The 422-nt window shown below is 53.6% G+C and carries 1 protein-coding gene; it reads right to left on the bottom strand.

Features of this window, described 5'->3' with window-relative positions; translation table 11 throughout:
• Positions 1-422, bottom strand: a 422-nt coding sequence (locus J663_RS18540) for an Ig-like domain-containing protein (protein WP_228132965.1), incomplete at both ends; no start/stop codon positions are given.

Below are 422 nucleotides of genomic sequence, written 5' to 3'. Positions count from 1 at the left end.
CCTGCCACGACTGTTGCAGTGGTGCCATCAGGGAAGCTGACAGTCACTGTTGAACCCGCTTCTGCTGTACCGCTCACCGGATCAGTTGCATTGATTGGATCAAGTACAGGTGCATTTGGTGCGGTGGTATCAATGGTCACCACTGCTGTATCGGTACCCGCATTACCTGCTGCATCAGTTGCCGTCACGGTAATGGTATGTGGACCATCAGTTAACGCAGGCAGTGTATTGTCTGCAAGCGTCCAGGTGCCGTCACCATTGTTCACTGCCGGATAGTCAACCCCATCCACATTCACAACCACTGTTGCTGTCGGATCGTTCACTGTACCAGTGAGTGCTGGTGTGCTGTCATTCGTCAACACATCATCAAGTGCAACCACCGGCGGTGTGATGTCGGCAGAGACTGTGCCTGTACCTGGCAA

Origin of the sequence: Acinetobacter sp. 826659, from assembly GCF_000588515.1 — a bacterium.
GTDB classification, from domain to species: domain Bacteria; phylum Pseudomonadota; class Gammaproteobacteria; order Pseudomonadales; family Moraxellaceae; genus Acinetobacter; species Acinetobacter pittii.
The sequence above is the reverse complement of the archived record's forward strand: the minus strand, read 5'-3'. Positions and strand labels throughout refer to the sequence as shown.